This window comes from Mesorhizobium sp. M7A.F.Ca.US.002.01.1.1 (genome assembly GCF_004022955.1).
Lineage (GTDB): Bacteria > Pseudomonadota > Alphaproteobacteria > Rhizobiales > Rhizobiaceae > Mesorhizobium > Mesorhizobium ciceri.
On sequence record NZ_RZQE01000307.1, the window covers coordinates 1 to 7,125 of the forward strand.

Annotated in this window: 8 protein-coding genes and 1 pseudogene; 7 read left to right on the forward strand and 2 right to left on the reverse strand. The window is 62.8% G+C overall.

The genetic code is table 11. From position 1 onward, the window contains the following. The coding region (locus EN932_RS24470; RefSeq protein WP_245483319.1) for an MATE family efflux transporter at positions 1-461 on the reverse strand (461 nt) is incomplete at its 3' end. A 171-nt stretch (positions 462-632) separates the two neighbouring features. Here EN932_RS24470 and EN932_RS24475 point away from each other — a divergent pair. Beyond that, positions 633-1,538, forward strand: a complete 906-nt coding sequence (locus tag EN932_RS24475; protein ID WP_127384510.1) for a histone deacetylase — start codon at positions 633-635, stop codon at positions 1,536-1,538. Positions 1,539-1,603: 65 nt separating this feature from the next. Here the strand turns inward: EN932_RS24475 and EN932_RS24480 are convergent, their stop codons facing one another. Further along, on the reverse strand, positions 1,604-1,867 hold the full coding sequence (locus EN932_RS24480) for a DUF6460 domain-containing protein (RefSeq protein ID WP_013533620.1): 264 nt from the start codon (positions 1,865-1,867) through the stop codon (positions 1,604-1,606). A gap of 457 nt (positions 1,868-2,324) precedes the next feature. Between EN932_RS24480 and EN932_RS24485 the strand changes: the two genes are divergently transcribed. The 6 genes and pseudogenes from EN932_RS24485 to EN932_RS24510 form a co-directional block, all read left to right on the forward strand. Further along, entirely contained in the window at positions 2,325-2,942 is a 618-nt protein-coding gene (locus tag EN932_RS24485; protein ID WP_127368325.1) for an outer membrane protein, read from the forward strand. A 313-nt stretch (positions 2,943-3,255) separates the two neighbouring features. Next, positions 3,256-3,648, forward strand: coding sequence for a hypothetical protein (locus tag EN932_RS24490; RefSeq protein ID WP_013533622.1), 393 nt, complete (start codon positions 3,256-3,258; stop codon positions 3,646-3,648). 40 nt (positions 3,649-3,688) lie between these two features. Beyond that, complete coding sequence (locus EN932_RS24495) at positions 3,689-4,363, forward strand: response regulator transcription factor (protein ID WP_013533623.1); 675 nt, start codon at positions 3,689-3,691, stop codon at positions 4,361-4,363. Then, positions 4,360-5,859, forward strand: coding sequence for a HAMP domain-containing sensor histidine kinase (locus EN932_RS24500; protein WP_127368326.1), 1,500 nt, complete (start codon positions 4,360-4,362; stop codon positions 5,857-5,859). The genes EN932_RS24495 and EN932_RS24500 overlap by 4 nt, the downstream gene beginning before the upstream one ends. A gap of 80 nt (positions 5,860-5,939) precedes the next feature. After that, complete coding sequence (locus EN932_RS24505; RefSeq protein ID WP_181172679.1) at positions 5,940-6,929, forward strand: glycosyltransferase family 2 protein; 990 nt, start codon at positions 5,940-5,942, stop codon at positions 6,927-6,929. Next, positions 6,922-7,125 (forward strand): annotated as a pseudogene (locus EN932_RS24510) (class I SAM-dependent methyltransferase); the annotation flags it as partial. The gene EN932_RS24505 and the pseudogene EN932_RS24510, both read left to right, overlap by 8 nt.

Sequence of the window (7,125 nt, forward strand, 5' to 3'; positions counted from 1 at the left end):
TAGTTGTTCAGCGAAAAGGAGGCTGCAAGCAGCCTGATCCTGATGTAGACGCCCATCGCCTCGCTGACGCGCGGTTCGGCGCCCATGAACTTTTGCCCGGCGATGGCGACCAGCGGCGCAAGGGCAGCGAGCACGATGCCGGCGATAACCGCGATCAGCACGGCGCGCCAGAACACCGCCTGTTCCTCCAGGGCATCGCCACGCCCAAATGCCTGTGCGACAAGGCCGGTGGTGCCCGAGCGCAGGAAATTGAAAGAGGTGAAGACGACGTCGAAGATCAATGCGCCGGCCGCCAGGCCGCCAAGCAAGGCGGCATCGCCGAACTGGCCGACGACAGCCGTGTCGACCAGGCCGAGCATCGGCGTCGTCAGATAGGCTAGCGTCATCGGCACCGCGATGGCGAGCACGGAGCGGTTGGTGACGACAAATGATCCGGAGTGAATCGGCGATCCCGAGAGGATCGGGGATCCGGCGTCGGCTGGGGTTGCACCTTTGTCCAAGGATTGCTGCCTTGCTGATTGCGGCTTGATGGAACCGTCGATGTGCCCCATTTTCCGGCCACCGCGCAATCACCTATCCCTTGACGGCCAACCGAAATCCCGGTCTGGCGTGAGCCAGCCGGATACGAGTTCATGCCTCTGCAGATCGTCCATCATCCCGACTACGACGCCGGCTTCGCCGTCAACCATCGCTTTCCGATGAGCAAATATCCCTTGCTGATGGAGGCGCTGCGGACACGCGGCCTCGCCGGCCCCGAGGCGCTCAGCACCGCCGAACCGGCGCCGGCTTCATGGCTGGAGCTTGCCCATGCGGCGGACTATGTCGACCAGGTCATCAACTGCCGCGTGCCCGAAAAGATCGAACGCGAGATCGGTTTTCCGATCGGACCCCGCGTCTCGCTGCGCGCGCAGCTTGCCACCGGCGGCACGGTGCTGGCGGCGCGGCTGGCCTTGCGCCACGGTATCGCCTGCAACACCGCCGGCGGCAGCCACCATGCGCGGCGCGCGCAAGGCGCGGGCTTCTGCACCTTCAACGATGTCGCCGTCGCCGCATTGGTGCTGCTCGCCGAAGGCGCGGCACGAAACATCCTGGTCGTCGATCTCGACGTGCACCAGGGCGACGGCACGGCGGATATTCTCGCCGATGACCCGCGCGTGTTCACCTTTTCCATGCATGGCGACCGCAACTACCCAGTGCGCAAGATCGCCTCCGGCCTCGATGTCGCGCTGCCCGACGGCACGGGTGACGCTGCCTATCTCGAGAGGCTCGCCGCCATCCTGCCGGAGCTGTCCGCACAGGCGCATTGGGACATCGTGTTCTACAATGCCGGCGTCGACGTCCATGCAGATGACCGGCTTGGCAGGCTGTCGCTGTCGGATGACGGCCTGCGCGCCCGTGACGACATGGTCATCAGCCATTTTCGCGCGCAGGGCGTTCCGGTCTGCGGCGTCATCGGCGGTGGCTATTCCACCGATGTGCCCGCCCTTGCCGCGCGCCACGCCATCCTGTTCGAGGTCGCCGCGGGTCACGCCCGATAGTACGATCTTGTCCAAAAACCGGTGCCAGGGTTCGCTGACGCGGACCTGCGGTTCGGGATCATGCTCTACTTCCGGTAGTTGGCGAGCCTCAACAGGATGAACGCCGGCACGACGATAGCCGCGCCCAGCAGGATATAACCGAGGAAACGGTCGATGGCATGAAAGCCGAGATTCCACAGGTCCATGAAGAACTTCCGGATGCCGTAGAGCACATCCATCGGCGACCAGCCGAAGGCATTCATGACCAGGCCGACGAGGAAAGACACCACCAGCAGTTTCAGGATCACCTTGAGCGGCGAGTCGCCAAGAAAGCGCGTCAGTGCGGACAAGGCTCGTCTCCCGATTGAGGCACCCAGGTTCGAGGGCGTCGGCCAGACATACGCACTTGGCTTGTCCGCTTCAAGCCGGGAGTTTTGCGGGATGCCAACGGCCTGCACCGCGCGATTGCATGGCAGGCTTGTGCTGCCAAACGGACTAAACCCGCGCCAGACTGTTAAATTTGCGTAAACAACATCGCTTTACTTTATTGAAAACAAAGCGAAAAACCTTCATTTTTCGATTTCCCGCAATGTGCGTGCAATTTTCGCCTGCGAGACGGTCGGCGTCTTTCAGGCGATTGGCCGCGCGGGCGATCTGACCCCCTACCACAACTGGCGAAAGCCAGTCCCAGGACCGCGCAACCATCCCTGAAAGACACCAAATCGGAGCCCGACCGCCTCAACGGTCGAGTTCTTCGGGAAACCTGCGCATCGATTGCCGGATGCGCGCGCGTGTTGGAGTAATGCAGTGTTCTCTCAAGCAAAGATCATCCTGACGGCAAGTGCCCTTGCCATGTGCCTCCTGGGGCCGGCGATGGCCGCCGACCTTTCGCCCGCCTACAATGATCCCCCCGCGTTCCAGTGGAGCGGCGCCTATGTCGGCGTGCATGGCGGCACGGCGTTCACCGGGATGCCGAACCCGTTTGCCGGCAGGAATGGTCTCAGCGGCGGCTTTCAGGCCGGCTACAACCAGCAGATGGGTCCAGCGGTTCTCGGTGCCGAGATCGAGGGCTCCTATCTGGGTGGCGCCGAGCACGACGTCCGGGGCGGCAAGATCAAGGAAAAATGGCGCGGTGCCGCCAAGGCCAAGGCCGGCTTGAGCTTCGACCAGACGCTGCTGTTTGGAACCGGCGGCGTCGCCATGACCAAATTCGACAAGGGCGACAAGGTGAACGATATCGACGGATGGAAACTCGGCTATCTGGTCGGCGGCGGCATCGAGCAGGGTTTTGCCGGCGGCCTCTCGGCCAAGGTCGAATATGACTATGTGCGCACCCCAGGCGTCGAAACGACGTCCGCCCTGGGCAAATCCAAGGCGACGATCGGCAGCCATGAACTGAAGGCCGGCATCAACTACCGGTTCTAAGCAGGCCATGGGTTCCGCCGAACCTGTTCTGTATTTTGCTTGAACGACCTTGCGCGGCGCCCGGATGCAACGGGACCGCGCAATTGCTTTGCCTCCATCCGCACCGTCATCGACGCGTGTCGGCAGACCGCATTTGTGTGCCAGGTCCTGCGTAATGCCGATGCAATCTTCACGTCCTAAAGCGCGTCGCATCGAAACGGATCATGCGGCCCGCTTCAGGTTTTGTTTTGTGCATGTCGTTGTCCCAAACCGGGACCGCTTTTGGGCGACATGCATTCGGTGCCGCGGATGACCTTGATGACGGGAATCGGATATGTCCAAACGCAGCGCAAACCATCTGGTGTGGATCTCCAAGGCGTTCTTCATCGCGATCGTGCTGGTGCTGACGGGATGCGCCTCCGACATCATGAAGAACTACATCGGGCAACCGGTCGAATCGGTCATTCTGGACTACGGGCCGCCGACCGCCGTCGTTGATCTCGGCCGGGGCGAGCGGGCCTATCAGTGGCGGAAAATATCCACCAATGCGGTTTCCGGAAGCTCCAGCGGCGAAGTTCGCCACACAAAACACGGAACCGTCTACGAAGAAACCGAAACGCCTGGCTATATCGAGCGCCAGGAATGCTTCTATACGTTCTATGCCCGCGCCTCGGGCGGCAGATGGTTCATCACCAATTTTCGTCAACCGAAGCTGGAATGCGAATGAATTGCCATAGCGTGCCGGCTGCCTGTGACGGAGAGTGCGCATGCGCATCCTGCTGATCGAGGACGAGCCGGAAATGGCCTCGGTGCTGAAGACCGCGCTCGAGCGCCAGGACATCATCGTCGACCATGCCGCGACACTGGCGGATGCCGAAGCCGTGGCGCGGCTCGGCCACCATGACGCGGTGGTGCTGGACCGCCGGCTGCCGGATGGCGATGGCCTCAGCCTGATCCCGCGCCTGCGGGCCTTGCATCTGGACGTGCCGGTGATCGCGTTGACGGCGCTCAGCGGGCTCGACGATCGCGTGGCGGGGCTCGACGCCGGCGCCGACGACTACATGGTCAAACCGTTCGCCACGGTGGAACTGGTCGCCAGGCTCAATGCCTTGCACCGGCGTTCGTTCACCACGCGTGCCAATCAGGTGATGGTCGGCCGCCTCACCTATGATTTCCGCCATCGCGAGGCGCTTGTCGAGGACCAGGCGCTGGAACTGCCGCGGCGCGAACGGCTGGTGCTCGAAACGCTCATCCGCAGGCCGGGGCGGACGATCATGCGCGGGGCGCTGGAAGAAGCCGTCTATGCTCTCGACGACGAGATCGGCTCCAACGCATTGGATGCGCACATTTCGCGGCTGCGTCGCAAGCTCGACGACGTCGCTGCCGGCATCGAGATCAGGGCGATCCGCAACCTCGGTTATCTCTTGCGGGCCGCCTCGTGAAGAAGCCGCGCACGCGATCGCTGCAATGGGTGCTGGTGCGCCGGATGATCCTGTTGCAGGCGGCGACGCTTCTTGTCTTCATCGTGCTGTGCGCGGCCGCGCTGTGGATCGCCGATCCACGGCTTCTTGTCGACAACGAGGCTGCCGTCGCCACCCTCAAGGATGCCGTCGATCGTGACGGCAACGGCAGATTGATCGTCCATGAGACCGATGGGTTGCGTTCGTTTCGTGAGGGTTTCCCAAATGTCTGGTACATCATCCGCGACAACAACGGCCAGAGCATCCGCTTCGGCAACATACCCGACGTCTACACCAGGAATTTTGGCGATCTGCTGGGCCAGGTCGATCACGCCACCGTCGGTTTTTCCGAAGATGATTTGAGGCCGGAGGCCTATCTCGAAAGGGTTTCGACCAAGGCTGGCACGGTTCAGATCATTGCCGCGACGCGATCGTCACGGGAAGAGACCGACGGCCTCGAAGTCACCATTTCGGCCACCATCGACGTCGCCAAGAACCCGGACGGCAGCAGGAACTGGGAGAAGGCGCTTCCCGCTCTCGCGGCCATCATCGTCATCCTGCTGCTGCCGATCGTCCTCGTCATGGGAGCCACGACCCTGGTGACGACGCCAGCCGTCGTGCGCCGGTCGTTTGCCGGCCTCGTCGACACCGTCCAGCAGGCCGCGCGCATCGACATCGGCACCCGTGCGATGCAGCTGCCGGTCAAGAATGTGCCGCAGGAGATCGCCCCGCTGGTGCATGCCTTCAACCAGACGCTGGCGCGCCTCGCCCAGGGCTATGACCGGCACAACCGCTTCCTCACCGACGCCGCGCACGAACTGCGCACGCCGATCGCCATCCTGCGCACGCGCGCCGAATTGCTGAAGCAGGAACCGCAAAGCGCGCGCCTGCTGCATGACATCGAGCGCCTGTCGCATCTTGCGCAACAGCTGCTCGACCACCAGCTGCTCGACCGCCCGGCGGACCAGCGCCAGATCATAGACCTCTGCGATCTTGTCGGCCGGGTCGCCGCCGACTTCGCCCCGCTCGCCATCGAAGCAGGCTACGATCTTGCCTTCGAGCCGCCAGCCAACAAGGTCCATGTCGAGATCAACGTGCTGCAGATCGAGCGGGCGCTGGCAAATCTCGTGCGCAATGCCATCGATCATGGCGGCGGTTCCGGCACGATCACCATAGCGATCGATGAAACCGGCGGCGTCGAAATCCGCGACGAAGGCCCAGGCATTCCAGCCGATGAGCACGAGAACGTTTTCGAGCCCTTCTACCGACTGCGGCCGCAATCGCGCGGCGCGGGCCTGGGATTGAACCTTGCCCGGCAGATCGCACTGCTGCACGACGGCTCCATCCGGATATTGGCCGGCTCCTGGCAAGGCGCCCGCATCCGCATGGAGTTGCCGGTTCGGGCGGTGGCCGCGTGCGGCAGAAATGATGGCCGGCCCACGGTTGCGGCCGATCCCGCTGGCTTATCTGTTTTCTAACCAATTGCCGCTATTCCCAATCGGATAGCGGGAGCAAGGCTTTGGTGGAGACGGAGAGAAACACCGCGCGACGCGGCGTCATGCTGTCGGTGGTCATCCCATGCTACAACGAGCTGGATGGCGTGGCCGAACTGCATCGGCGGGTAACAGCCGCGTGCCTTGGGCAAGGCCCTTCCTACGAGATCGTCCTTGTCGTCGATGGCGCGACCGACGGTACGCGCGAGGCCATTCTGCAGCTGGCTGAAAAGGACGACCATATCGTCGCCATCGACCTTGCCCGCAATTACGGCCACCAGATCGCGTTGAGCGCCGGGCTCGAATTCTGTCGCGGCCAGCGCATTCTCATTCTCGATGCCGACCTGCAGGATCCGCCTGAACTGCTCGGCGCGATGATGACGAAGATGAACGAAGGCTTCGATGTGGTCTACGGCCAGAGGCTGACGCGCGATGGCGAAAGCTGGTTCAAGCTCGCCTCCGCATCCATGTTCTATCGCTTGCTGCGCCGGATGGTCGACGTCGACATAGCCCCGAATACCGGTGATTTCCGACTGATGAACCGTCGCGCGCTCGACCATCTGAACGCGATGCCAGAACGTTACAGGTTCATTCGCGGCATGGTGAGCTGGATCGGGCTGAGACAGGTGGCTTTCCCCTATGAGCGGCACCGCCGCTTTGCCGGCACCACCCACTATCCGCTGAAGAAAATGCTTCTTCTGGCGGTCGACGCCATGACCAGCTTCTCCATCGTGCCCTTGCGGTTCGCCTCGCTGCTCGGAATGATGTTCGGGCTTCTGGGGCTGGTCGTGCTCGGCTACACGCTGCTCGAATGGTCGGTCGGAAACGTGTTGCCCGGCTGGACCAGCCTCGCCGCGATCGTGCTGATCCTCGGCAGCGTCCAGCTTATGGTGCTTGGAATCTTCGGCGAGTATCTCGGGCGCATGTACATGGAGACAAAGCGGCGGCCGCTCTACTTCGTCAACGAGATCGTTTCGCGCAGCCAGGCGGTGGAGGACGGCGAATTGCCGGTCCATCGCCTGCAGGAGATGGCAAAGAGGGCCGCACGTGCTTGAGGCGGAATTCGACCAGTTTGCGCGGGAATATCAGGAGCAGCATGCCGCAAGCATAAGGCTGAGCGGCGAAAACCCGGATTTCTTCGCCAGGTACAAGATCGACGACGTCGCCGCGACGCTGCGGCGGGCCGGTGTCAAACCGCGACGAATACTGGATTTCGGCGCCGGCGTCGGCAATTCGCTCGGCCATATGCGC